25 protein-coding genes are annotated in these 25,299 nt (G+C 49.7%); 23 read left to right on the forward strand and 2 right to left on the reverse strand.

Going from position 1 to position 25,299, the window contains the following annotated elements; translation table 11 throughout:
* Window positions 1–10 precede the first annotated feature (10 nt).
* The 6 genes from rplS to pgeF all read left to right on the forward strand — a co-directional run bounded on the left by rplS (window position 11) and on the right by pgeF (window position 3,937).
* On the forward strand, window positions 11–358 hold the full coding sequence (rplS, locus tag DW915_RS01010) for a 50S ribosomal protein L19 (RefSeq protein WP_022461510.1): 348 nt from the start codon (window positions 11–13) through the stop codon (window positions 356–358).
* 81 nt (window positions 359–439) lie between these two features.
* Window positions 440–1,000 carry a signal peptidase I gene (lepB, locus tag DW915_RS01015; RefSeq protein WP_243033767.1) on the forward strand — a complete coding sequence of 187 codons (561 nt, stop codon included), beginning with the start codon at window positions 440–442 and terminating at the stop codon, window positions 998–1,000.
* Window positions 1,001–1,024: 24 nt separating this feature from the next.
* A complete protein-coding gene (gene ylqF, locus DW915_RS01020; RefSeq protein ID WP_055226467.1) occupies window positions 1,025–1,867 on the forward strand; it encodes a ribosome biogenesis GTPase YlqF in 843 nt (280 codons plus the stop codon).
* A gap of 36 nt (window positions 1,868–1,903) precedes the next feature.
* Window positions 1,904–2,671: a ribonuclease HII gene (locus tag DW915_RS01025; protein ID WP_118741407.1), complete on the forward strand. Its 768-nt coding sequence runs from the start codon at window positions 1,904–1,906 to the stop codon at window positions 2,669–2,671.
* A gap of 35 nt (window positions 2,672–2,706) precedes the next feature.
* Window positions 2,707–3,069, forward strand: coding sequence for a YraN family protein (locus DW915_RS01030; RefSeq protein WP_022461514.1), 363 nt, complete (start codon window positions 2,707–2,709; stop codon window positions 3,067–3,069).
* A gap of 13 nt (window positions 3,070–3,082) precedes the next feature.
* Window positions 3,083–3,937, forward strand: coding sequence for a peptidoglycan editing factor PgeF (gene pgeF, locus DW915_RS01035; RefSeq protein ID WP_055226466.1), 855 nt, complete (start codon window positions 3,083–3,085; stop codon window positions 3,935–3,937).
* Window positions 3,938–4,034: 97 nt separating this feature from the next.
* Here pgeF and DW915_RS01040 read toward each other — a convergent pair whose 3' ends face one another.
* The gene (locus DW915_RS01040; RefSeq protein WP_022461516.1) at window positions 4,035–5,198 is read right to left on the reverse strand and encodes a ribose-phosphate pyrophosphokinase; all 1,164 of its coding nucleotides are present in this window, start codon (window positions 5,196–5,198) and stop codon (window positions 4,035–4,037) included.
* 211 nt (window positions 5,199–5,409) lie between these two features.
* Between DW915_RS01040 and DW915_RS01045 the strand changes: the two genes are divergently transcribed.
* From DW915_RS01045 to DW915_RS01080, 8 genes are all read left to right on the forward strand, one after another.
* A complete protein-coding gene (locus DW915_RS01045) occupies window positions 5,410–6,804 on the forward strand; it encodes a DUF512 domain-containing protein (RefSeq protein ID WP_055226462.1) in 1,395 nt (464 codons plus the stop codon).
* A complete protein-coding gene (gene der, locus DW915_RS01050; protein ID WP_117812871.1) occupies window positions 6,758–8,086 on the forward strand; it encodes a ribosome biogenesis GTPase Der in 1,329 nt (442 codons plus the stop codon). The genes DW915_RS01045 and der overlap by 47 nt, the downstream gene beginning before the upstream one ends.
* 6 nt (window positions 8,087–8,092) lie before the next feature.
* On the forward strand, window positions 8,093–8,740 hold the full coding sequence (plsY, locus tag DW915_RS01055) for a glycerol-3-phosphate 1-O-acyltransferase PlsY (protein ID WP_118741408.1): 648 nt from the start codon (window positions 8,093–8,095) through the stop codon (window positions 8,738–8,740).
* Between the two features lie 3 nt (window positions 8,741–8,743).
* Window positions 8,744–9,757, forward strand: a complete 1,014-nt coding sequence (locus DW915_RS01060) for an NAD(P)H-dependent glycerol-3-phosphate dehydrogenase (RefSeq protein ID WP_118659137.1) — start codon at window positions 8,744–8,746, stop codon at window positions 9,755–9,757.
* Window positions 9,758–9,944: 187 nt separating this feature from the next.
* Window positions 9,945–11,468, forward strand: a complete 1,524-nt coding sequence (locus DW915_RS01065) for a 4Fe-4S dicluster domain-containing protein (RefSeq protein ID WP_022461521.1) — start codon at window positions 9,945–9,947, stop codon at window positions 11,466–11,468.
* Between the two features lie 25 nt (window positions 11,469–11,493).
* A complete protein-coding gene (locus DW915_RS01070) occupies window positions 11,494–12,516 on the forward strand; it encodes an ABC transporter substrate-binding protein (protein WP_243033768.1) in 1,023 nt (340 codons plus the stop codon).
* Window positions 12,494–13,276, forward strand: a complete 783-nt coding sequence (locus DW915_RS01075) for an ABC transporter permease (RefSeq protein ID WP_118741409.1) — start codon at window positions 12,494–12,496, stop codon at window positions 13,274–13,276. The genes DW915_RS01070 and DW915_RS01075 overlap by 23 nt, the downstream gene beginning before the upstream one ends.
* On the forward strand, window positions 13,273–13,929 hold the full coding sequence (locus DW915_RS01080) for an ATP-binding cassette domain-containing protein (protein ID WP_118741410.1): 657 nt from the start codon (window positions 13,273–13,275) through the stop codon (window positions 13,927–13,929). Before DW915_RS01075 ends, DW915_RS01080 begins: the two co-directional genes overlap by 4 nt.
* Window positions 13,930–13,977: 48 nt before the next feature.
* On the opposite strand, the gene DW915_RS01085 is transcribed toward DW915_RS01080, so the two are convergent.
* Window positions 13,978–14,799 carry an aldo/keto reductase gene (locus DW915_RS01085; protein ID WP_118741411.1) on the reverse strand — a complete coding sequence of 274 codons (822 nt, stop codon included), beginning with the start codon at window positions 14,797–14,799 and terminating at the stop codon, window positions 13,978–13,980.
* A gap of 363 nt (window positions 14,800–15,162) precedes the next feature.
* Here DW915_RS01085 and DW915_RS01090 point away from each other — a divergent pair, with 363 nt between their 5' ends.
* The 9 genes from DW915_RS01090 to acsC all read left to right on the forward strand — a co-directional run bounded on the left by DW915_RS01090 (window position 15,163) and on the right by acsC (window position 25,235).
* Complete coding sequence (locus DW915_RS01090) at window positions 15,163–15,513, forward strand: hypothetical protein (RefSeq protein ID WP_055218122.1); 351 nt, start codon at window positions 15,163–15,165, stop codon at window positions 15,511–15,513.
* 14 nt (window positions 15,514–15,527) lie between these two features.
* On the forward strand, window positions 15,528–15,710 hold the full coding sequence (locus DW915_RS01095; protein WP_117509049.1) for a CooT family nickel-binding protein: 183 nt from the start codon (window positions 15,528–15,530) through the stop codon (window positions 15,708–15,710).
* 135 nt (window positions 15,711–15,845) lie between these two features.
* On the forward strand, window positions 15,846–16,778 hold the full coding sequence (locus DW915_RS01100; RefSeq protein ID WP_022462431.1) for a methylenetetrahydrofolate reductase: 933 nt from the start codon (window positions 15,846–15,848) through the stop codon (window positions 16,776–16,778).
* Between the two features lie 38 nt (window positions 16,779–16,816).
* Window positions 16,817–17,587 (forward strand): ATP-binding protein, encoded by a 771-nt coding sequence (locus DW915_RS01105; RefSeq protein WP_022462430.1) that lies wholly within the window; start codon window positions 16,817–16,819, stop codon window positions 17,585–17,587.
* A 126-nt stretch (window positions 17,588–17,713) separates the two neighbouring features.
* Window positions 17,714–19,606 (forward strand): anaerobic carbon-monoxide dehydrogenase catalytic subunit, encoded by a 1,893-nt coding sequence (cooS, locus tag DW915_RS01110; protein ID WP_117760360.1) that lies wholly within the window; start codon window positions 17,714–17,716, stop codon window positions 19,604–19,606.
* 62 nt (window positions 19,607–19,668) lie between these two features.
* Window positions 19,669–20,457: an ATP-binding protein gene (locus tag DW915_RS01115; protein ID WP_118741412.1), complete on the forward strand. Its 789-nt coding sequence runs from the start codon at window positions 19,669–19,671 to the stop codon at window positions 20,455–20,457.
* A 15-nt stretch (window positions 20,458–20,472) separates the two neighbouring features.
* Entirely contained in the window at window positions 20,473–22,602 is a 2,130-nt protein-coding gene (gene acsB / locus DW915_RS01120; RefSeq protein WP_055218118.1) for an acetyl-CoA decarbonylase/synthase complex subunit alpha/beta, read from the forward strand.
* A 298-nt stretch (window positions 22,603–22,900) separates the two neighbouring features.
* Window positions 22,901–23,842, forward strand: coding sequence for an acetyl-CoA decarbonylase/synthase complex subunit delta (gene acsD / locus DW915_RS01125; protein ID WP_118741413.1), 942 nt, complete (start codon window positions 22,901–22,903; stop codon window positions 23,840–23,842).
* Between the two features lie 37 nt (window positions 23,843–23,879).
* Window positions 23,880–25,235, forward strand: a complete 1,356-nt coding sequence (acsC, locus tag DW915_RS01130) for an acetyl-CoA decarbonylase/synthase complex subunit gamma (RefSeq protein WP_022462425.1) — start codon at window positions 23,880–23,882, stop codon at window positions 25,233–25,235.
* Window positions 25,236–25,299: the final 64 nt, after the last annotated feature.

The raw sequence follows: 25,299 nt of genomic DNA on the forward strand, positions 1-25,299 counted from the left end.
AGATAAAGAAATGAACGACATTATTAAGAAAATCGAAGATGCACAGTTAAAAGCAGAAGCACCGGAGTTCCGCGTTGGTGATACCGTTAAAGTTTACGGTAAAATCAAAGAGGGTAACCGCGAGCGTATCCAGGTATTCGAAGGCGTTGTCCTGAAAAGACAGGGCGGCGGAAGCAAAGAGACCTTCACTGTTCGTAAGAGCTCTAACGGCGTAGGCGTTGAGAAAACATGGCCGGTACACTCTCCGAACGTTGAGAAAGTAGAAGTTATCAGACGTGGTAAAGTAAGACGTGCGAAACTGAACTACTTAAGAGACCGTGTTGGTAAAGCAGCGAAAGTGAAAGAGCTGGTAAAATAATAAGTCGTTAAAAGGATGGCCGGAGGAACATGAGCAATTGTGTTTCTCCGGTTTTGTCTTACGGAGAATTACACTATGGGTATGAATACCAGATATGTAAAGGAATATTTCTACAAGAAAAAGATCCGTTCCACGTTTGTATGGATTCTGGAAATTATTGCGGCGATTCTTCTTGCCGCGGCATTTTCCTGGTTTTTCTGCAGAAGTGTCGTGGTGCAGGAGGGCTCGATGGAGCCGACTCTCGTGCCGGGGGAGCGTGTGCTGATGGACTCCGCCTGGTACCGCTTAAGTTCTCCGAAACGCGGGGATATCATCGCGTTCCGGACGAGTGAGGACAAGAAGGCGAGCATCCACATCAAGCGTGTGATTGCGCTGCCGGGCGAGACGGTACAGATCAAAGACGGACAGATCCTCATCAACGGGGAAGTCTATAATGAAAAAGATGAATTTCCGGCCATCACAAACGCGGGACTTGCCTCCGAGCCGATCACGGTCGGGAAGGGACAGTACTTTGTGCTCGGCGACAACCGGAACAACAGCGAGGACAGCCGCCACAACGGCATGGGACTCGTGGATTCGGACCGCATTGTCGGAAAGCTCTGGTTTACGATTTCGCCGTGGAAGAAAATCGGTTTCGTGTAAACGCAGCATAGAAGGAGAAGAAACATGAATTATCAGTGGTACCCGGGTCATATGACGAAGGCCCGCAGACAGATGCAGGAAGACTTAAAGCTCATCGACCTGATGATTGAGCTGGTCGATGCGAGAGTTCCTGCAGCGAGCCGCAACCCGGATATAGATGAACTTGGAAAGAACAAAGCACGGCTGATCCTGCTGAACAAATCGGACCTTGCCGATGAGCGCGGAAACGATGCCTGGATGGAATATTTCAAGGGAAAGGGATATTCTGTTGTGAAGGTCAATTCCCGTTCCGGAGCCGGCATGAAAGCGATCAACAGCGCCGTACAGGAGGCCTGCAAAGAGAAAATCGAGCGCGACCGCAAACGCGGCATCCTGAACCGTCCGGTCCGCGCGATGGTTGTCGGGATTCCGAACGTCGGAAAATCGACATTTATCAATGCGTATGCGGGCAGAGCCTGTGCGAAGACCGGAAACAAACCGGGCGTCACGAAGGGAAAACAATGGATCCGTCTGAGCAAACAGCTGGAGCTTCTGGACACACCTGGTATCCTGTGGCCGAAGTTTGAGGACCAGCAGGTGGGACTGCATCTTGCGATGATCGGTTCCATCAACGATGAGATCCTGAACGTGGAGGAGCTGGCGCTGTCCGTCATCGATTATCTGACGGCAGAATACCCGGGAACGCTGGAGAAACGCTTTGGCTTTGAAGGCATGACGGATCGTGTGGAAATCCTGGGTGAGATTGCGCGTGTGCGCGGCTGCCTGAAAAAGGGAAATGAGCTCGATTACGAAAAAGCAGCACGGCTTCTGATGGATGATTTCCGGAGCGGAAAGCTCGGCAGAATCACGCTGGAAAAACCGGAATAAATGGATTTATCAAAATAAAAAATGCGGAGAACAACGATGACAGAGAAAAAACAATCGATATCCGCCATACGGGAAATTTTTGCGGCAGCTTCGGAGACGGAGCTGCCCGCCCTTTATCTGGAATATGAAGAGGATTCCCGTGCCGGCGTACAAAATCTGATTCAAAAATACCAGAAACAGGAAGAGGCCTTAAAAAAAGAGCGCGAGCGCACGGAACAGATGAAGATCTACGAGCACAAATATGAGGATCTTGGCTGGATCTGCGGCATCGACGAGGTCGGAAGAGGCCCTCTGGCGGGCCCTGTGGTCGCAGGTGCGGTCATTCTGCCACGCAACAGTAAAATCCTGTATCTGAACGATTCCAAGCAGCTGACGGCCAAAAAACGCGACGAGCTGTACGATGTGATCATGCGCGAGGCAGTGGCCGTCGGCATCGGCTATGCCTCCCCGGCGCGGATCGACGAGATCAATATTTTACAGGCAACGTACGAGGCGATGCGGGAGGCGATCAGCAAGCTTTCCGTGAAGCCGGATGTGCTCTTAAACGATGCGGTGAAAATCCCGCAGGTGGACATCCGCCAGGTGCCGATCATCAAGGGAGATGCCAAGAGTGTTTCGATTGCGGCGGCAAGTATTGTTGCGAAGGTGACAAGGGACCGCCTGATGGAAGAGTACGACAAGGTGCTTCCGGGCTACGGTTTTGCATCGAACAAGGGCTACGGTTCGGCAGAGCATATCGCTGCTTTAAAAGAAATCGGCCCGTCACCGATCCACCGGCAGTCGTTTATCGGCCATTTCGTGTAAAGGCACCGCATCAAAAAAAGGAGAGGGTATCGCATTTGAATCAGCGGGAAGTAGGAACGAGACAGGAGAGCCGTGCGGCAGAATATCTGGAAAGCCTGGGATATCACATCCTGGTGCGGAATTTCCGGTGCCGCTTCGGTGAGATCGACCTGATCGCAAAACAGGACGACACATACATTTTTATCGAAGTAAAATACCGCACCGGCCGGACAGCCGGAGACCCGACAAGCGCCGTGGATGGAAAGAAACAGAAGAAAATTTCAAAAACAGCAGATTACTACCGCATGCTCCACCAGATCCCGATGGATGTGCCCTGCCGCTTCGACGTCGTGGCAGAGACACCGGAGGAGATCCGCGTCTATGCGAACGCGTTTTATTATCAGGGGAGCGGCTGGTAGGAAGGGAGTTTTTATGATACCAATTCAATGGAAACAAAACGATAAAAAAACGATGCATGTCAACGAGGCGGAAAACGGCGTGGTCTATCTGACCTGGCCGGCGATTGAGAAAATTGAGGGCATCCGCCATGCATTTTCCACACGGATCGGCGGGGTGAGTAAGGAACATCTTTCCAGCATGAATCTCAGCTTTTCGCGCGGCGACGATCCGGCGAATGTGCGGGAGAATTACAGAAGATTCTGTGAGGCGGCGGGGTTTGAAGTGGAAAACATTGTTACCTCCGATCAGGCACACACGACGAAGGTCCGTTATGTGACGAAAGCAGACTGCGGCAGCGGCGTGACAAGAGACCGCGATTTTCATGATATTGACGGTATGATCACTGACGAGCCGGGCGTCGTACTTGCGACATTCTATGCGGACTGCGTGCCGCTCTACTTTGTCGACCCGGTGCACCGTGCAATTGGACTTTCACATTCCGGCTGGCGTGGAACGGTCCACAAGATGGGACAGGCAACGCTCGATGCGATGCACGAACGGTTTGGAACAGAAGCAAAAGATGTGATCGCAGCCGTCGGCCCGTCGATCTGCCAGGACTGCTACGAGGTGAGCGGTGACGTGATCGAAGAGTTCCGGGCAGCATTCCCGGAAACACTGCATGAGAAACTGTTCTACGGAAAACCAGATGGAAAATACCAGTTAAATCTCTGGGAGGCGAATCATCAGATCCTTCTTGCGGCAGGAGTGCCGGAGAAGCAGATTCATCTGCCGAACCTCTGCACCTGCTGCAACCCGGATTTCCTGTATTCCCACCGTGCATCGAAGGGAAAAAGAGGAAACCTCGCGGCATTCCTTTCCCTGGTCTGAAAACAGGATCGAAAACAGAATAGAAAGCATCAAAAAACGGACCTGGAAAAAACAGATCCGTTTTTTTGCTGTATGCATCCGGCGGACACAAAATCGATTATCTGTGTTTTGCCAGCAGCTTATTGATTTTCTCTGTCGTAGACTGTACTTTTGCAACGGATACGTCGTGGTTAAGCGTATCGATAATGCTTGCCATATATTTGCTCATCTCAGCCGGCTCATACCAAGGACGGGAAACGAGTTCCGGTGTACGGTAGGTCAGGTCGGTGGTGATGACTTTGCTGATATAGCCTTTCTCATAGTAAGCATCGAATTTCTCCAGACCATCGGTGAAGAGGCCGAAGGTGGTGCAGACAAAGACGTGGTCAGCGCCGCGCTCTTTGACCTGTTTTGCAACGTCAAGCATACTCTCACCGGAGGAGATCATATCGTCGATGATGACAACATCTTTTCCTGCTACGGAATCGCCGAGGAACTCATGTGCCACGATCGGGTTTTTTCCGTTTACGATGGTGGAGTAATCTCTTCTCTTATAGAACATACCCATATCGACGCCGAGCACGTTGGAGAAGTATACGGCACGCGCCATCGCTCCCTCGTCCGGGCTGATGATCATCAGATGATCGTTGTCGATCGTCAGATCCGGAACGGAACGAAGAAGGGCTTTTAAAAACTGGTAGGTTGGCATGAAGTTGTCAAAGCCGCCGAGCGGAATTGCGTTCATGACACGAGGATCGTGTGCGTCGAAGGTGATAAAGTTGGAAACACCCATGTTCATCAGCTCCTGCAGAGCAAGTGCGCAGTCGAGAGACTCACGTTTGGTGCGCTTATGCTGTCTTCCTTCATAAATGAAAGGCATGATTACGTTGATCCGGTGTGCTTTTCCCGTTGCAGCAGCGATGATACGTTTCAGATCCTGATAATGGTCATCCGGTGACATGTGGTTCTCGTAGCCGCAGACCTTGTAGGTGATGCTGTAGTTGCAGACATCAACCAGGATGTAAAGATCGGCACCGCGGACGGATTCGTTGATCTTTCCTTTTGCTTCGCCGGAACCGAAACGCGGGCACTCGCAGTCAATCAGAAAAGAATCCTCGGAATATCCGGAAAAGGAAACCCCGTTGCGGCGCTCGGCGAGCTCTTTACGGAACTGAACCAGATACGAATCGACTTTTTTTGCCATTTCCATACTGCCCGGCAGAGCTGCGAGCTTTAACGGGGCGACCGGAATGGAATTTTCAAGTAAATCTAAATTAGCCATACAAACCTCCAGTAATCGACATATTTTACAAAGCTTTTTCTTCCTATTTATATCATCGAAACAAAGGGCGCGTCAAGCAAAAAACGAAAGAATCCTTGCTTTTTGTGCAGGTTGTTGTTATTATAATGAATGAATGTCCGCTGGCTATGCAGAGTTCTGCTGCCTTTCGGACAGAAAATGAAGGAAAAGGAAAGGCCATAACGTAATATCTGTGAAAAACAAAACGAAACACATCATAAAGAAAATAGAACCGGGCAGTATTGCCGAAGAGCTTGAACTGGAACCGGGAGACGAACTGCTTCGTGTCAACGGGGAAGAAATCGAGGACGTTTTTGATTACCATTTCCAGACCAACGACTCCTATCTGGAACTCACGATCCGGAAGAAAAACGGGGAAGAATGGGATCTGGAGATTGAAAAAGAGTACGACGAGGAAATCGGCATCACATTCGAGAACGAGTTCATGGATCAGTACCGTTCCTGCAGCAACAACTGCATTTTCTGCTTCATCGATCAGATGCCGCCGGGAATGCGTCCCACCTTGTATTTTAAGGATGACGATTCGCGTCTGTCCTTCCTGCAGGGAAACTATATTACACTGACCAACATGAGCGACCACGATATCGACCGGATTATCCGCTACCATCTGGCACCGATCAATATTTCGTTCCAGACAACGAACCCGGAGCTCCGCTGCAAAATGCTGCACAACCGTTTTGCGGGCAATATCTTTCCGAAGGTCCAGCGCCTTTACGAGGCGGGAATCGAGATGAATGGACAGATTGTGCTCTGCAAGGGATACAACGACGGCGCAGAGCTGGAGCGCAGTATTTCGGATCTGTCAAAATATCTGCCGCATCTGAAAAGTGTTTCGGTTGTCCCGGTCGGACTTTCGAAGTACCGCGACGGACTGGCGCCTCTGGAACCGTTTACCAGGGAGGATGCAAAAGAAGTTCTTGCCACGATTCACAAATGGCAGAAAAAGCTGTATGAACAGTGGGGACTTCACTTTATCCATGCTGGTGATGAATGGTATCTGCTGGCGGGAGAGCCGATCCCGGAGGAGGAAAATTACGATGGCTATATCCAGCTGGAAAACGGAGTGGGAATGCTCCGGCTTCTGGAAGACGAGGTTGCGGAAGAACTTTCGAAACGAGAAGGGGACGACCGTCACCGCCATGTAACGATTGCGACCGGAAAAGCTGCGGCGCCGTCGTTGGAAAAACACATGCAGAAAATTCGTGAAAAATATCCGAATGTACAGGCGGAGGTTGTCACGATTATCAACTATTTCTTTGGAGAATCCATTACCGTATCCGGTCTGATTACCGGAAAGGATCTGATGGAGCAGTTAGAGGGAAGAGATCTTGGCGACTGCCTGCTGCTTCCGTGCAACATGCTCCGTTCGGGAAAAAACGTCTTTCTCGACGATGTGACGGTGGAAGAGGTGGAAGAGCGCCTGAAAACACCGGTACAGATTATCGATGAGCCGGGCAGCGACCTGGTGAAAGCCGTTGTGGAGGAAAACCAGGAGACGATACACAGAAGGAGAACAATGTATGAGCAAGCCGATTGTAGCAATTGTGGGCCGGCCGAACGTGGGTAAATCCACCCTGTTTAATGTATTAGCCGGAGACAATATTTCGATTGTAAAAGACACACCGGGTGTAACCCGTGACCGTATTTATGCCGACGTGGAGTGGCTGAACCACAAATTTACGCTGGTAGACACCGGCGGTATTGAGCCGGAATCCAAAGATATCATTCTCTCCCAGATGAGAGACCAGGCGCAGATCGCCATTGATACCGCAAATGTCATCATCTTCATCACTGACGTCCGTCAGGGCCTTGTAGATGCCGATGCAAAAGTAGCTGATATGCTCAGAAGAAGCCGCAAGCCGGTTGTGCTGGTGGTCAACAAAGTCGACAACTTCGACCGTCAGATGATGGATGTTTATGAATTCTATAACCTCGGCATCGGAGAGCCGCACGCCATTTCCGCATCCGGAAAGCTCGGCATCGGCGATATGCTCGATGAGGTGACAGGATACTTTGAACCGGAGATGGAAAACGAGGAGGAGAGCGAGATTCCGCGCATCGCCATTGTTGGAAAACCGAACGTCGGAAAATCCTCCCTGGTCAACAAACTGCTGGGCTCGAACCGTGTCATCGTATCCGACATCGCCGGAACGACGCGCGATGCGATCGATACCACGATCATGCACAATGGAAATGAATATATTTTCATCGATACCGCAGGTCTTCGAAAGAAAAACAAGATCAAAGAGGAGCTGGAGCGGTACAGCATCATCCGTACCGTATCTGCCGTAGAGCGCGCAGATGTCGTTGTTCTTCTGATCGATGCAACCGAGGGCGTCACCGAGCAGGATGCCAAAATTGCCGGTATCGCCCATGAGCGTGGAAAAGGTATGATCATTGCGGTAAATAAATGGGATGCCTTGGAAAAAGATGACAAGACGATCTACCGCTTTACCGAAAAAGTAAGAAATACATTGGCTTACATGCCGTACGCAGAGCTTTTGTTCATCTCTGCGAAGACAGGACAGCGTCTTCCGAAGCTGTTCGAGACGATCGACATGGTTCTGCAGTACCAGAACCTGCGCGTACAGACCGGTGTCCTGAACGAGATTCTGACCGAGGCAATGGCAATGCAGCAGCCGCCGTCAGACCGTGGAAAACGACTGAAAATCTACTACATGACACAGGTTTCGGTCAAACCGCCGACATTTGTTATTTTCGTCAACGACAAAGAACTGATGCATTTCTCCTATGTTCGATATCTGGAGAATAAAATCAGAGAGTCGTTCGGCTTCCGCGGCACACCGCTGAAATTCATCATCAGAGAACGAAAAGAGAAGGAGCAGTAAAGAGTTATGGTACGGATCATATGCCTTTTGATCGGATACGCATTTGGCCTTTTTCAGACCTCATATCTTTATGGAAAAACGAAGGGAATCGATATCCGGGAACACGGCAGCGGAAACGCAGGAACGACCAACGCGCTCCGGACTTTAGGGAAAAAAGCAGGCGCCATCACGCTTGCCGGCGACTGCATCAAATGCATTCTGGCGGTCCTGACGGTACGCCTGATCTTCGGTGCATCGCACCCGGAAATGCTGAAATTGCTGACGGTGTATGCTGCGGCCGGAACGATTCTCGGCCACAACTTCCCGTTTTACTTAGGCTTCCGCGGCGGAAAAGGAATCGCTGCGACCGCGGGTCTGATTATCTCGTTTGACTGGAGAATCACGCTGGTCTGTGCAGCGCTGTTTTTCCTGAATCTTGCAGTAACACACTATGTTTCCCTCGGTTCCATGATGGTTTACGTTGTCTTTTTTGCAATGGCCGTTATCATGGGACAGGCGGGCTGCTTTGCGCTGGAACCGCCGTATCTTTATGAGATGTACGTGGTGATCGCACTTCTTGCCGTGCTTGCCTTCTGGGAGCACCGTGCAAACATCAAGCGTCTCATCGCGGGAACAGAGCGGAAAACGTATTTATCCAAAAAGTCGGAGAAATAAAATATGGCAAAGATTAGCATCATCGGAGCAGGAAGCTGGGGAACCGCCCTCGGCCTCCTGCTCTGCAACAACGGGCATGACGTGACGATCTGCTCGGAAAATGAAAAGGAAATTAAGAGCTTAAAGGAACACAGAGAGCATCTGACGAAGCTTCCGGGCGTCAGACTGCCGGATGAAATGAAATTCACCTGCGATGTGCGCGGCTCCCTTTCAGGACAGGACATCCTTGTAATGGCAAAAGCATCCCCGTACGTGCGAACCACATGTAAAAAGTATGCGGCGGATATTCCGGACGGCCAGCTCATCGTCAATGTGGCAAAAGGCGTGGAAGCCGATACCCTGATGACGATGTCTCAGATCATCGAGGAGGAAGTGCCGGGAGCGAATGTCGTTGTTCTCTCCGGACCGAGCCACGCAGAGGAAGTCGGCCGCGGCCTGCCGACCACGATCGTTGTCGGCGCGCATGACCGCGAGAGCGCACTGTATGTGCAGAATGTGTTCATGAGTCCGGTCTTCCGCGTTTACACAAGCCCGGACATCACGGGAATTGAACTTGGCGGAGCTCTGAAAAATGTCATCGCACTGGCAGCCGGAACGGCGGATGGTCTTGGCTACGGCGACAATACGAAAGCGGCTCTGATTACCCGCGGGATCGCGGAAATTGCACGGCTCGGCACGGCGATGGGTGCCCATGCGGAAACCTTCTACGGTCTTTCCGGTATCGGCGACCTGATTGTAACGTGTGCTTCCGTTCACAGCCGGAACCGGAAAGCCGGATACCTGATCGGCCAGGGCAGAACGATGCAGCAGGCGATGGATGAGGTTCAGATGATCGTCGAGGGCGTCTATTCCGCAAAAGCGGGTCTTACCCTGTCGAAAAAATTCGGAATCGAAACTCCGATCATTCAGGCCGTCAATCAGGTTCTGTTTGAAAACAAAAACCCGAAACAGGCTGTGGATGAACTGATGCAGCGTATGAAAAAAGACGAACTCGCCCCGGATCTCTGGGAGCGGTAAAAATAAGAAACCTGTCACTTCTGTGAAATGATACAGAGACGGCAGGTTCTTTTTTGTGCAGACCGAAATTTTTCAGCAAAAATACGGGAAAAAGATGACAATACTTTCGAAATCAAGTATAGTAATAGAAAGCGGAATAATTTTAACTGAAAAGATGCGGAGGAAAATACAGCAGGAGGAAGAAAGAATGAGAGGAGTAGAAACAAGAATTCAGGAAATCCGCCATGCCATTTTTACGGAAGTTGCAAAAATGGCGTATGACGTGGACTCTCCGGTGGAAAAGACGATCGAGGAAATTCCTTACCGTGTAATTCCCGGTGAGGTCGGAAATTTTAGAAATGATGTGTTTCTGGAGCGGGCGATTGTAGGAGAGCGGCTTCGCCTTGCAATGGGACTTCCGTGCAGAAGCGCGGCAGAGCACGCCCCGATCTCGGACAATATCAAACTGGCGGATCAGGCGGAGACATATTATACACCGCCGCTCATTAATGTCATCAAATTTGCATGCAACGCCTGTCATGAAAAACGGGTTCTGATCACGGAGGGATGTCAGGGATGTCTTGCACATCCGTGCGTGGAAGTCTGTCCGAAAAAGGCCATTACGCTGGACCGCACCAATGGACGATCCTATATTGATCAGGATAAATGCGTCAAATGTGGTCAGTGTGCCAAGGTATGCGGATACCAGGCTATTATCATTCAGGAGCGTCCGTGTGCGAGAGCCTGCGGAATGGATGCCATCGGTTCAGATGAGAACGGAAAAGCGGATATCGATTACGAGAAATGTGTATCCTGCGGCCAGTGTCTCGTCAACTGCCCGTTCGGCGCTATTTCGGACAAATCCCAGATCTTCCAGGTAATCCGTGCGATCCAGTCGGGAGAGCGCGTCTATGCAGCGCTGGCACCGGCGTTTGTCGGCCAGTTCGGACCGAAAGTAACGCCTGGAAAACTGCGTGCGGCGATGAAAAAGCTCGGCTTTGCGGATGTCTTTGAAGTTGCGATCGGAGCGGATCTCTGTGCGGCACAGGAGGCAGAGGATTTTGTGAACGAAGTTCCGGAGAAACTGCCGTTTATGGCGACATCCTGCTGTCCGGCCTGGTCTGTAATGGCGAAGAAACTGTTCCCGGATTACGCTAACTGTATCTCGATGGCACTGACCCCGATGACGCTGACGGCGCGTCTGATCAAGAAACACAATCCGAATGCGAAGGTTGTCTTTGTCGGACCGTGTGCGGCGAAAAAACTGGAGGCCATGCGCCGGTCTGTCCGCAGTGAGGTGGACTTCGTTCTGACGTTTGAAGAGATGTCGGGCATTTTCGATGCGCGCCAGGTAGATGTGAGTGCACTTGAGGAAGATCCGGACGGCGTCAGCGATGCATCGGTGGACGGAAGAAACTTTGCTGTCTCCGGCGGCGTTGCAAAATCTGTGGAAAATGTAATCCGTGAAAAATACCCGGACCGCGAAATCAAGATGGCAAATGCAGAAGGTCTGAAGGAATGCCGGAAACTGCTGACAATGGCAAAGGCCGGAAAGTACAACGGTTATCTTCTCGAAGGCATGGCCTGTCCGGGCGGATGCGTGGCAGGAGCCGGCACGATGCAGTCAATCAAAAAGTCGCAGGCGGCAGTCAACAAATATGCGGCGCAGGCAAAACACAAGATTTCCAGCCAGACAGAATATGTAAAAGAACTGGACAAGCTGGTAGACTAAAAAGAACAGCAAGGTGGAGACAAAAGTGAAAAAGAAAAGAAAGATGGGCTTTGCGGCAGCGATTCTTGCAATGGTACTTCTGTTTGCAGGATGCGGCCAGACAGAGACAAAGACGGAGAGCAGTACAGCGGCATCGGAAACAGAAGATGAGACACTGGTCCATGTGCTTGCATTAAAAGGACCGACCAGCATGGGAATGGTAAAAATGATGAGCGATAACGACAGCAAAGAGTCACCTGCGGACACGTTTGAACTTGCCGCTGCCCCGGATGAGGTCAGCGCAAAACTGGTACAGGGAGAGGTGGATATCGCCGCGGTTCCGGCGAACCTTGCAAGCGTACTCTACAACAAGACAAACGGCGGCGTGCAGGTGCTCGCAGTCAATACGCTCGGTGTCCTTTATATCGTCGAGGACGGCGATACCGTACATTCTATTGTGGATCTGAAAGGCAGAACCATTTATGCGGGCGGCAAAGGTGCAACTCCGGAGTATGCTTTGAATTATATCCTCGAAAAGAACGGCCTCGTACCGGGTGAGGACGTAACGATCGAGTGGAAGAGCGAACACGCCGAGTGCGTGGCAGCACTTGCAGAAGATGCCGATGGAATCGCCATGCTGCCGCAGCCGTTTGTAACGACGGCACAGACGAAAAAAGAAACGCTGCGCACCGCACTTGACCTGACCGAAGAATGGAACAAAATCCAGGAGTCCGAAGGAACAGCGAGCACACTGGTGACAGGTGTTACCGTTGTGCGCACTGCCTTTGCCAAGGAGCATCCGGAAGCAGTTGCAGACTTCATGGAAGCTTACCAGGCATCCGTATCCTACGTAACCGAAAACACTGATGAGGCGGCAAAACTGATCGGGGATTATGACATTGTTCCGGAGGCAGTCGCAAAGAAAGCGCTTCCGGCATGCAACATTGTCTGCATCACCGGTGATGAGATGAAAGAGAAGCTTTCCGGTTATCTCGGTGTACTCAAAGACCAGAACCCGGAGGCAGTCGGAGGAGAACTTCCAGGAGATGACTTCTATTATTCCGAATAAAAACAAAAAAGAGAAACAGAGAAAAAAGAAGCTCTGGCCGATCGTGTTCTGGCTTATGATCTGGCAGGCGGCAAGTGTTTTTGTCGGGCAGGAGATCCTTCTGGCATCTCCTGCCGCTGTTTTGAAACGCCTTTTTACGCTTGTAACAGAACCGGTCTTCTGGCAGTCCCTGCTGTTTTCCGGAGCACGCATCGGAGCCGGATTCCTTCTTGGTGCGGCGGCGGGAATTGCAGGAGCTGCACTTGCCGGTCGGTTTTCCATTGCAGAAGAACTCTTGACGCCGCTGGTTGCAGCAGTGAAAGCAGTGCCGGTCGCTTCTTTTGTGATTCTGATCCTGATCTGGATTTCGTCGAAGAATCTTTCGGTTGTGATTTCGTTTCTGATGGTATTTCCGATCCTGTATACAAACACGCGGAACGGCCTGCGGGAACTGGACACAGCGCTTTTGGAGATGACAGACGTTTTTCAGGTTCCGCGGCCGGTGCGGCTGCGCTGGGTGATCCTGCCGCAGCTGTACCCATATATCCGGACGGGATGTTCACTTTCCCTCGGCCTTTGCTGGAAGGCCGGAACGGCAGCAGAAGTAATCGGCATTCCGAACCGATCCATCGGAGAGCATCTGTATCAGGCAAAAATATATCTCGACACACCGGGACTCTTTGCCTGGACGGCAGCGATCGTGTACGTCAGCTTCTGTCTCGAAAAAGCTGTTTTAAAAGGAATGGATCTTGCAGAAAAAAGGATGCTGGTGATGAAATGAGAGAAGATACGATTGAAATCTGCCATCTGAAAAAAGCGTATGGAGAACACGTTATTTTTTCGAATCTTACGATGGAACTGAAAAAAGGAGCAGTGACCTGTCTGATGGCTCCTTCCGGGGCGGGAAAGACAACCCTGCTGCGGATTCTGGCAGGCCTGGAGCAGGCGGACGGCGGAAAAATCGGGGGACTGGAAGCCTTAAGAAAAAGTATGGTTTTTCAGGAACCGCGGCTGGCAGAAGAACTGACAGCTGCAGCCAATATCCAGCTCGCGGTAAGGCATCGCATGTTTGGAAAAGAAAAAAGAAGCTCCCGTCATCTTGTGGAGGAGATGGAGGAACTCGGCCTTTCGGGCTGTGAAAACCAGGCTGTATCGGAACTGTCGGGCGGCATGCGCCAGCGGGTGGCGGTTCTGCGGGCCATGCGCATGGACGCAGATTTCCTCCTTTTGGATGAGCCGTTCCGGGGACTGGATGCGGGGACGAAAAAGAAAACGATGAACTATATCCGCAGAAAAGGAAAAGAAAAAACGATGCTTCTGGTCACGCATGATTTAGAAGAAGCCGAAGCAATGGGGGACTGGATCTGCACCTGCAGCAGACTGGATGGTATCCTCGAAATAAAGAGAAACAGAAAAAGCAGCACAGAAATCTGAAACGGAAAGAAACAGATTTTCTGTGCTGCTTTTTCTGTGAATCCGCAGTTACAGCAGGTCATCCGGTATGGAAGCGGAGCGGAGCTGTTCGTCCATCGTGTCGATGAGCGCCATGTCGGCTTCAGAAAGTTCGAAGTCGAAGACATCCGCGTTGGCAAAAATGCGGTCCGGATGTGTCGATTTCGGGATGACACTGATGCCCTGCTGGATGAGGTAGCGGAGGCCGATCTGAGCTTCAGTGCGTACATACTTTTCTGCCAGCTGCTGCATAATCTCACGATTCAGATAAAGACCTCTTGCGAGCGGCGCATACGCTTGAACGGCGATTCCATGTGAACGGCAGAAAGCGATGAGCGGTTTCCGGTTCCAGAGCGGATGGCATTCGATCTGGTTGACGGCCGGGATGACGCCGGAAAATTCAAAGAGGGCGGTAAGGTGCAGCTCCTCGAAGTTGCTGACGCCGATCGATTTTGCACGCCCGGATTCGCGGATTTTTTCGAGTGCGCGCCACGTCTCCGGGTAGCAGCCCGGCACCGGCCAGTGAATCAGGTAAAGATCAACGTAGTCGAGACGGAGACGGTCGAGGCTGCGGTTGAAGGCACCTTCGATATCACCGACCCGCTGCGCGGTATTCCATACCTTTGTGGTAATAAAAAAATTTTCCCGCGGAATCCCGCTTGCGCGGATCCCGCGGCCGATGCTGTCCTCGTTTTTATAGGAGGAGGCGGTATCGATCAGACGGTAGCCGTATTTTGCCGCGGTGACAATTGCTTTTTCTACCTCTTTTTCTGTCGATTTGTAAGTGCCAAGCCCCAGAAGCGGCATCGCTCTGCCGTCGTTCAATGTGATGGTTGGAATAGAAAGTGCCATAAAAACCCTCCGTATCTTGAATCAAAAAAAGATTCTGCCGTATTTCTCTCATAATTATGTTTAGTATAACATGAAAATTTAAAGAAATCAGACCAAATATATTAAAAAAGTTTAACACAATCGGGAAATGAAAAAAAATAACAAGCCACGCAAGAAAAAAGAAGGATGCCAGGACGGCCTGTACGGCGAATTGTACAGAAATTTTGTGGAGGCTGTATTGATTTTGTGCATGAAATAGAGTATAATAAACTTGAATTGATATTTATTTATCATTCCCTGTACAATCTGCAGGATGTTTCAGGAAAACAAAAGCGGACGAAACGGACGGCAGAGCAGAAAAACGGGGACAGAGGAGGCCATATTATGCATTTATTATATGACGAGAATGGAAATCCCATTCCGCACGGAGCTCACGACGAGCACCATCATCACCATGACCATCATCACGAGGGAGAAGACTGCGGACATGCCTGCAATGCATGCGGTTCCGAAGAAAAATGCAAGGACGAGAATCTTGCCCTTTTAACCTATATGCTGCAGCACAATGAACATCACGCAGCAGAACTCGACGAGATGGCCGACAAACTGGAAAAAGCCGGAATGGCGGACGCCGCAAAACAGATCAGGGAGGGAGTATCCGATTTCCAGAAAGGCAATATGCGCCTGTCCCTTGCACTGACGCTTGTAAAAGAGCATTTGAAAGAAGTTAAGTAGAGGAGGCGTAAGCTATGTGCCTTGCAACGGTATACAAAAATCCGGAAAACACAGTTGTCTGTAAAAACGTAAGCCGCATCGATGTCGATGGAGAATACGTTCTCATCCGTGACATCCTGGGCGAAGAGATCAGACTGCAGGGTAAGATCAAAATGGTAGATCTTGCAAACAGCATCGTAGAGCTGGACTGTGAATGATAATTGGTTGACGGAACCAGTTATTCTATAAAAGCGGTTTTAAGACCCCGGGGTCTGCGAATCGGAACAAACAGAACAGGCGAACCGGGACTTAGAATAGGAATATATCATATTAAAGCGGAGGTAAATTGAATTATGAAACTTTCAGAAGAGATGAAAAACAAGACCCTTCTGTCTTTTGAGCTGTTCCCGCCAAAGACAGAGAAGGGACTGCAGAATCTGCCGGGTACCATCGACCACCTGATGAAATATAACCCGTCTTACATTTCCTGTACATACGGAGCAGGCGGCGGCAACGTCGGAGCAAACCGTGAAGTATGTCAGATGATCAAAAATGCCGGGACTACACCGGTTACTCATTTCACCGTTATCAAAAACACAAAAGAAGGAATTAAAGAACAGCTGGATCAGTATCTGGCTGACGGCGTAGACCACATGCTGGCACTGCGCGGTGATATTCCGCTTGGCGAGACCACAACCTGCGGTGACTTTGACTACGCTACGGATCTTGTAAAATTCGTACGTGATACCTACGGCGACAAATTTGAAATCGCTGTTGCAGGTTCACCGGAAGGCCACATCTCCTGCAGAAGTCTGGAGTCTGATATCGCAGTTCTGAAACAGAAACAGGACAACGGAGCTGACTACATCATGACACAGCTCTGCTGGGATATGGAGCAGTTCAAATACTGGCTCGATGCAATCCGTAAAGCAGGAATCACCATGCCGGTAGACGTTGGAGTTATGCCGATCCTGGATCAGGCAGCTACCATCAACATGGCACTTTCCAGAAACGGCTGTGTTATGGACAGAGAGCTTTCCAGAATGATCTCCAGACACTGGCTGTTCCCGAACCCATTTGCAGCAAAAGATGCAGAGGGCAAACCGTTCGACGTATTCTACGACAAGAAAGTTGCAGAGTTCAAAGAAGAGGGTATCGAATATACCGTAAAACAGATTGATGCATACCGTGCACTTGGTGTCAATGGAATTCATCTGTATGCACTGAATAAATGGAAAGACGTATCTGAAATCATCGACAGATCCGGCCTTTGCACACTGGTTTAATGAATTAATTACTTGAATTTGGGAGGCATCCGATTTTTATGGCACACGTAATAGCTGTCGCCGGAAAAGGCGGCGTTGGAAAAACAACATTATGCGGCTTGCTGATCCAGTATCTCTGCGAGTCAGGAAAAGGTCCTGTTCTTGCAGTTGATGCGGACGCAAACTCAAACCTGAATGAGGTACTCGGTGTAGAAGTAGAAGCTACCCTTGGAGATATCCGGGAGGAGATTGCCCGTGCAGAGATGGCATCCAAAAACCCGATTCCGGCAGGTATGAGCAAGGCAGATTATGCGGAATTTAAATTTGCAGGCGCTCTGACTGAAGAAGATGATTTTGACCTGCTTGTGATGGGAAGAACACAGGGAAAAGGCTGCTACTGCTTCGTCAATGGACTTCTGCAGAATCAGCTTGCAAAGCTGTATCCGAATTACCCCTTCATGGTTGTGGATAACGAGGCAGGCATGGAGCATATCAGCCGTGGTATACTTCCGGGAATGGATACAGCTATTTTGGTCAGTGACTGCTCAAGAAGAGGAGTACAGGCCGCTGCGAGAATCGCGGAGCTGATCAAAGAATGCGATATGAAGCCGAAGCAGGTAGGACTGATCGTAAACCGTGCGCCGAATGGCGTGTTAAATGAGGGAACCCGTGAGGAGATTGAAAAACAGGGATTAACTCTCCTTGGCGTTGTTCCGCACGATGATCAGGTTTATGAATATGACTGTGACGGAAAACCAACCGTACGTCTGCCGGAAGACTCTCCGGTACGCGCGGCATTAAAGAAAATCGTAGAAAACCTTGATTTATAAAAACAGAGAATCTGCCCTCCGCTTTGTACACGCTGCAGACGGAGGGATATTTCAAAAGTAAAATATCCCCCATGGGAGGATGTTTTTACCATAAAAATATTAAAATACAATCTTGAGGAGGACAAGATGAGCGAATTCAAATTAACAAGCGTAGAAGAATTCGAACAGGCCACGAATGAGCTCCTGGAAAATGGTGCAAAGGTTGGCGCTGACGCATGGCAGTTTCGTGTAAAAAACCAGACCCCACACTGTAAATTCGGTGAGCAGGGAACCTGCTGCCGTATCTGTACGATGGGACCTTGCCGTATTACACCAAAGGCACCGAGAGGAATCTGCGGATGCGATGTACACGGTATTGTAGGACGTAACTTCCTGCGCTTTACAGCAGGCGGTTCCGCAACACATTCCGATCATGGCCGTGAGATCTGCCACACACTGCATGAGGCTGATCCAAACGGAAACTACAAAGTAAAAGATCCGGAGAAACTGATCCGTATCGCAAAAGAGTGGGGCGTAGAGACAGAAGGAAAAGATATTTACGATCTGGCACATGAGATGTCCGAGCTGGCTCTTTTAGAGTATGGTAAACCGTTTGGAACACAGAGATTCCTGAAACGTGCTCCGCAGCACACACAGGAAATCTGGGAGAGAGAAGAAATCGCACCGCGTGCGATTGACCGTGAGGTTGCATGTTCTCTTCATATGACTCATATGGGATGTTCTTCCCTTCCGGAAGCACTCGTTCGCCAGTCCCTTCGTTCCGGACTTTCCGATGGATGGGGCGGCTCCATGATGGGTACCGAGTTCTCTGACGTACTGTTCGGAACTCCAAAGCCGATCGAAACCGAGGCAAACCTTGGTGTTATGAAAGAAGATGAAGTAAATATCATCGTTCATGGCCATGATCCGTCACTTTCCGAGATGATCTGCGAATACGCAGACGATCCGGAGATGATCGCATATGCAAAAGAAATGGGAGCAAAGGGAATCAACGTGGCAGGTGTCTGCTGTACTTCCAATGAAGTAGCAATGCGCCGCGGCGTGCCGATGGCAGGTAACTTCCTGCAGCAGGAAAACGTGGTACTGACCGGTGCCTGCGAGGCCATCGTTGTTGACGTACAGTGTATTTTCCCGGCCCTTGGACCTTTAAGCAAATGTTTCCATACTAAATTCGTTACCACCAGCCCGATTGCGCAGATGCCGGATGCAGAATACATTCGTTTCAACGCAAAAACAGCAGGTGAGAATGCAAAAGCCATCGTAAAAATGGCAATTGAAAACTTTAAAAACCGGAAACCGGAGCTGGTACATATCCCGCATATGAAGCAGAAAGCAACCGTTGGATACTCTTTTGAGTCCATCATCAAGACTCTGGATAAAGTAACCAATTCCCAGGTTGACCAGACCGGAACTCTGATGCCGCTGTGGCAGTGTGTGGCATCCGGCGTTATCCGCGGTGCAGTTGCCATGGTAGGATGCAACAACCCGAAAGTCCGTCCGGACACCGCTCACATCGAGCTGATGAAGAAGCTGATCGCGCACGACGTTATCATCGTTGCTTCCGGATGCTCTGCACAGGCAGCAGCAAGAGCAGGTCTGATGGACAAACGTGCTAAAGATCTCTGCGGTGCAGGTCTGAAACGTGTCTGCGAGCTGGCTGATATCCCGCCGGTACTCCACATGGGATCCTGCGTTGATATCTCCCGTATGATGGTTCTTGTAGCAGAACTTGCCAAAATCGGTAATGTCAATATTTCCCAGCTTCCGGTTGTCGGATGTGCTCCGGAGTGGATGTCTGAGAAAGCAGTTTCCATCGGAAACTATGTTGTAGCAACCGGTATCGATACTTACCTTGGCGTAGAGCCGTACGTATCCGGATCCACTGAGGTAACAGGACTCCTGACCAACGGTGTCCGCGACTGGGTTGAGGCAGCTTACACAGTAGAAAAAGACATCGACAAGCTGGGCGATGCAATGCTCGCACGAATCGAAGAGAAACGTGCCGCACTCGGCGTATAAAAAGGACAGGGCGGTCCCTGACGTAAAAAGAGACCGCCCTTTTTGAAGTGAAAAGGTGTAAAATGAAAATAGCAGTAACTGGAAAGGGTGGCGTAGGAAAAACAACCATCGCAGCGACCCTTGCAAGACTTTATGCAGAAGAAGGCCATCCGGTTCTGGCTGCAGATGTCGATCCGGATGCCAATCTGGGCCTTGCGCTTGGATTTCCGGAAGAAATCCTCGATTCGATCGTTCCGATTACCAAAATGAGAAAACTGATCGAAGAGCGCACCGAGGCAAGTGCAGACAACCGGTTTTACAAGATAAATCCGAGAGTAAGTGATATCCCCGATAAATACAGCAAAGAGTACAATGGAGTCAAACTCCTAACGCTTGGCACCGTGGAGACGGCCGGAAGCGGCTGTGTCTGCCCGGAGCATGTGATGCTGCGGAGAATCATCAACAGCCTGGTTCTTCACAGAGGGGATGTTGTCATCCTCGACATGGAAGCAGGCCTTGAGCATCTGGGAAGAGGAACGACGGAGGGCATGGATATGTTCATCGTAGTCATCGAGCCGGGTGCAAGAAGTATTCAGACCTATAAGAATGTCAAACGTCTGGCCGAAGAGCTTGGCGTTCATCAGGTTCATGTCGTGGCAAACAAAGTACGCGACGAAAAAGATGAGGCATTCATACAGGACCGTATCCCCCCGGAGGATCTTCTGGGCATGGTCCACTACAACCCGGAAATTATGGAAGCGGACAGGGAAGGTTCGTCTCCATATGATTACAGCGCGGTTGCAGTAGAAGAGATACGGAAAATAAAAACAAAAATCGATAAGTCAAACATGCCTGGCATGGAAAAAGTGTGATAGGAGGAAAAACACATGACATTATTCGAGAGAGTATTTGGCGGAAATGATGCAGTATACGGTCTTACCGAAGCTGCCGTTGACGCCGCAATCGCAGCAAACGGAGAGGAAAAAGCAGTCAGCTTCCCGGACACTGCTTACGCACTTCCGTGTTACTATGCTGTAACAGGAGTAAAGGTTACCAACTTAAAAGAGATGAAAGAGGCTCTTGGAGTGGTAAAATCTCTGATGACAAGAGAAAATCAGCTGAATGATGTATTTATGTCTGGTGTTGCAACTGCACTCTGCGCAGAGTTCATCGAGGCAATTAAATACATCGACGGTGCAAAACCATATGATGAGCCGTGCTACGGCCATTTAAGCGATGCCATCATCCGTGAGCTTGGTGTGCCGCTTGTAACAGGCGATATCCCGGGCGTAGCTGTTATCCTTGGAAGCGCTCCGACTGCACAGGAAGGCGTGGATCTGGTTAAGAGCTATCAGGCACAGGGTATTCTTGTAACACTGGTTGGCGGAATCATCGATCAGTGTCAGGAATTAGGATACAAGACCGGTGCAAACGTACGTGTTATTCCGCTTGGAAAAGACGTAACATCTGTTATTCATGTTGTATCCGTAGCAATCCGTGCGGCCCTGATCTTCGGTAACGTAACTGCAGGCGATGCAGGCGCACTGATGACCTACACCAAAGAACGTGTACCGGCATTCGTAAATGCTTTTGCTCCTCTGGATGATGTGATCGTTGCATGCGGCGCTGGTGCAATTGCACTTGGCTTTCCGGTTATCACAAACGATGACAAAGACGTTCCGGCTATTCCGAAGAGCCTTATTATCCAGAAGGACGTTTCCAAATTCAACGCAACTTCTCTGGAAGCACGCGATATCAAGATCAAAATCACCAACATTGATATCCCGGTTGCATTCGCATCTGCATTCGAGGGTGAAATCATCCGCCGTGGTGATATGCAGGTTGAGTTTGACGGTTCCCGCGTAGACTGCTGCGAGCTGGTTCAGACAAAAGATGCTTCCGAAGTAGAAGATCACAAGATCGAGCTGATCGGACCGGACATCGACGAGTTCGAAGTAGGTTCCAAGCACAGCATTGCATACGTTGTTGAGGTTGCCGGAAAGAGCATGCAGCCGGATTTCGAGCCTGTATTTGAGCGTAAATTCCACAGCTACCTGAACTGCATCGAAGGTGTGATGCATACCGGACAGCGTGATATGATCCGTATCCGTGTCAGCAAAGAAGCTTTCAACGCAGGCTTCCGTGCAAAACACTTCGGAGAAGTTCTGTACGCACAGGTGAAGAACGAGTTCGAGGCTGTTGTTGACAAATGTCAGGTTAAGATCTACACCAATCCGGAAGACTGTACCAAGATCCGTCACGAAATTGCAATCCCGGTATTCGACAAACGTGACGAGCGTCTGTCTACCATGACAGATGAATCCGTACCGGTATACTACAGCTGTATCATGTGCCAGGCATTCTCCCCGAGCCATGTATGTGTTGTTACACCAGAGCGTCTCGGACTTTGCGGTGCTGTTTCATGGCTGGATGCAAAAGCTACCAACGAGCTGGATCCGAACGGACCTTGCCAGGTTATCACAAAAGAAAAAGTGATCGATGAGAGAATCGGTGAGTACGAGGATGTTAACGAGGCTGTTCGTAAACTTTCCCAGGGTGCTCTTGATGATGTATCTCTGTACTCCATCATGGAAAAACCAATGACATCCTGCGGATGCTTCGAGTGTATCTGTGGTATCGAGCCGTTCTCCAACGGTGTCTGCATCGCAAACCGTGAGTACGCAGGCATGACTCCTCTGGGAATGACTTTCTCCGAGCTGGCTTCCATGACAGGCGGCGGTGTTCAGACTCCTGGATTCATGGGACACGGCAAACACTTTATCGCTTCCAAGAAATTTATGAAAGCAGAAGGCGGCGTTGCTCGTATCGTATGGATGCCGAAAGAGCTGAAAGAGCAGGTTGCAGAGAAACTGAATGAAACAGCAAAAGAGCTGTACGGTATCGACAACTTTACCGATATGATCGGTGACGAGACCATCGCAGAAGATCCGGAGACACTGGTTGCATTCCTGACCGAGAAAGGTCATCCGGCACTTGGCATGGATCCAATGATGTAATTCGTATTTTACAGGCTTATCCTGTGAAAGAATAAGCAGACCGGCATGGCTTGGGAGGGGATTCCAAAGCGGAGGAGGAAGCCCTTTCCGGCACATGCCGGCAGCTGTAAAGTGATTTTCTGGGAAAAAACGGCTGACGAAAAGAAAACGGATACTTTTTGTCAGAAAATCTTGGAAAATATCCTGGTAAATCTTGCATTCTCCGGGAAAAAACGTTAAAATAATAACAGGTGTGTCCATGAAGCGGAATCATGGAGATATGCCTGTATGGAATTTTATTTTTAAGGAGGCTTTTTTTATGCCGTTTAATCGCAAACCACAAAAGTTTAATGCAGCAATTAAATCCGTTGTAATCGGCAGCGGAGACAAAACCGTAACTCTTGGCGGAGAAAATGTATTACCATTTTATGCTTTCGACGGTGAAATCAAAAACGGACCGAAGGTCGGCGTTGAAATCACAGACCTTGGTATGGAAGGAGAACCGGAAAGCGTAAAAGCATACTATGAAGGTGCAGCTACCATGGGCGAGATTGCAAAAAAAGCAGCAGCTATGGAAGGTGCAGATTTCCTATGCCTTCGTCTGGCAGGCGGAGACCCGAACGGTCTAAACAAATCGGTAGAAGAGCTCATTGAGACAGTCAAAGAGGTTGCTGATGCCGTTGACGTGCCGCTTGTTGTAGAAGGATGTAAAAACGTTGAGAAGGATTCTGAACTGCTGACCAAGGTAGCAGAGGTACTGCAGGGAAGAAACGTTCTTGTTATGTCCGCAAGAGAAGAAGATTACAAGGCAGTTGGTGCAGCCGCAGGTCTGGCATACAACCAGAAAGTCGGCGCTGAGTCCGCTGTAGATATCAACCTTGCAAAACAGCTGAATGTTGTTATGACCCAGCTTGGTGTCAGCGCAGACAGCATTGTTATGAACGTAGGTTCTGCAGCAGTCGGATACGGATATGAGTACGTAGTATCTACACTGGACCGTATCAAAGCAGCAGCATTATCCCAGGACGATAAAATGCTGCAGATGCCAATTATTACTCCAATCGCTTCTGAGACATGGAATGTAAAAGAGGCAATGGCAACAGAAGAGGAATCTCCGGAATGGGGAAGTCAGGAAGTACGAGGAGTCTCTATGGAGATTCAGACAGCAGCCGCATCTCTGGCTTCTGGTTCTGATGCAGTTATCCTCAAACATCCACAGTCTGTTGCAACCATTTCCAAAATGATTCAGGAACTGATGTAATCAGTACGTAAGGAAGAGATTAGGAGGATAAAGAATTATGGCATTATCAGGTATTCAGATTTTTAAAATGACCCCAAAGAAAAACTGTAAGGAGTGCGGATGTCCGACCTGTATGGCATTCTCCATGAAGGTTGCACAGGGCGCTATGGATATTTCAGCGTGCCCATATATGTCTGACGACGCTATGGCACAGCTTTCCGAAGCTACCGCACCGCCAATGAAGACGATCAAAGTCGGAACCGGCGACAGTGAGTACACTCTTGGCGGAGAGACGGTCCTCTATCGTCATGAGAAAACATTTGTAAGCAAAACCCGTTATGCGGTATCTCTCTGCAGCTGCATGTCTGACGAAGAGATCGATGCAAAACTGGAAGAAGACAAAAAAGTTGATTACGACCGTATCGGTGAGCGTATGTGCGCAGAGATGCTGTATGTAAACTATGCCGGAAATGGCGTAGACAAATACGTATCTCTTGTAACGAAAGCAGCAGCAACCGGAAAAGTTCTGGTACTTGGCTGTGAGGACGCAGACGCTGCAAAAGCTGCTCTGGAAGTATGCAAAGCAGGCAAACCGATCCTGAATGGTGCGAATGCATCCAACTATGAAGAGATGAGCAAACTTGCCACAGAGGCAGGCGTTGTTCTCGGCGTAAGTGGCGCAAACATTGATGAGCTTCACGACACCGTAGAAGCAATCGAGAAACTCGGCAACAAGAACCTTGTTCTTGATACCACAGAAGCGACCATCAAAGAGACCTTCGCTACTACCGTACAGGTAAGACGTGCATCCTTAAAGGATACAGACCGTACCTTCGGTTATCCGTCTATTGTAAATCTGGCAAAAATCGCACAGGGCGACAGATATATGCAGCAGGCACTGCTTTCCCTGTTCACCATGAAATATGGTTCCATCATCGTTCTTGAGGAGATGGGATACGCAGAGGCACTTCCGGTATTCGGACTTCGCCAGAACGTATTTACCGATCCGCAGAAACCGATGAAAGTAGAGCCGGGCATCTACCCGCTGAACGGCGCAGATGAAAATTCGATCTGCCTGACCACAGTAGACTTTGCTCTGACCTATTTCCTGGTATCCGGAGAGCTCGAGAGATCCGGAGTTCCGGTTAACCTTGTAATCAACGATGCCGGCGGACTTTCCGTACTGACTTCCTGGGCAGCAGGTAAATTCTCCGGTAACTCTATCTCCAAATTCTTCAAAGAGAATGTAGAAGATAAAGTAAAATCCAGAAAAGTTATCATTCCTGGTAAAGTAGCCGTATTAAAGGGCGACATTGAGTCCAAACTTCCTGGATGGGAAGTAATCGTTGCTCCGCTTGAGGCAGTTCAGCTTGTGAAATTCATGAAAGATCTGCAGGCAAACGGAGAACTGTAATACATAAAAAATCCGGGAGGAACTCCGGTATCCGGAAGTTTCTCCCGTGAAAAAATAATTATGG

The sequence above is a fragment of the Blautia sp. AM42-2 genome (assembly GCF_003480245.1).
Lineage (GTDB): Bacteria > Bacillota > Clostridia > Lachnospirales > Lachnospiraceae > Fusicatenibacter > Fusicatenibacter saccharivorans.